Here is a 1,010-nt window from a genome sequence, read left to right as displayed (position 1 = left end):
TTTATGTATATTTAGGCTACCAAACCAATGTAAATATACATAGTCAAAGATATGCAAAAAGTTCAATTTAAACAATATAATGAGGGCGAAGTTTTATTATTCCCCGATCGTTTAGACTCCACCATCAGTGAGAACCACCTTGTTCGTATCATCAATCATACCGTTAATCAGCTTGACCTGACCTTTCTCATCTCCACTTACTCCGGCGGTGGTACTACCGCCTACCATCCCCGTATGCTTCTCAAAATCCTTTTGTATGCTTACTGTCTTAAACTCTATACTGGTCGTAAGATTGCCAATGCTCTTCGTTCCGATATCACCTTTATGTGGCTTTCAGGTAAACAATATCCTGATTTCCGCACTATCAACAATTTCCGCAGTGGCCGTCTGAAAGATAGCATTCATACTGTATTCAAATCTCTGCTTCTTCTCATGTTTACTGAAGGTTATATCCGTTTGGAAGAATATTATTGCGATGGTACCACTATTCAGGCGGATGCCAACAAACATAAGGTTGTCTGGAAGAAAAACTCTTCCCGCTATCTTGAAGGGGTGAAAGCCCGGATTGACTCTACGCTGCTTGAAATCGACAAACTAATCAAAGAGGAAAACGAACGGTATGGTGAGGATGATCTGGAAATCCTTGGTAAGGCCGATTCCACTCGAAAAGATCGTATACAAGAGTCCATATCCCAACTAAATCGTATCATCAACAAGGAGAACAGCGCGAAAAGTAAAAAGTCCCGTACCGCTTCCCGCCTGAAAAATGAATTGGAAGAGGCTGATTTACGCAGGAGAATCTATGAAGAACAAGAACATATTTGTGGTGATCGTGGAGGATACAGCAAAACAGATCCTCAAGCTACCCCTATGCGAACCAAGGAATGTCAGGAAGATCTCCGTCCCGCCTATAATGGCATGGTCGGTTCCGAGAATCAGTATATTACGGGAGTCAGTGTTCATCAGAATTCCAATGACGGAACCTGTTTTAAGAATCACATGGAGCAAAC

At 42.0% G+C, this 1,010-nt stretch carries 1 protein-coding gene; it reads left to right on the top strand.

Annotated elements, in window-relative coordinates; all coding sequences use genetic code 11:
• Positions 1 to 51: 51 nt before the first annotated feature.
• Positions 52 to 1,010 (top strand): transposase (locus NSB03_RS20730; protein WP_257466642.1); only part of this gene is annotated, 959 nt, incomplete at its 3' end.

The sequence above is a fragment of the Bacteroides acidifaciens genome (assembly GCF_024623065.1).
Classification (GTDB): Bacteria; Bacteroidota; Bacteroidia; order Bacteroidales; family Bacteroidaceae; genus Bacteroides; species Bacteroides acidifaciens.
Note: the sequence above shows the minus strand (reverse complement) of the source record. Positions and strands in the feature narration are given on the sequence as shown.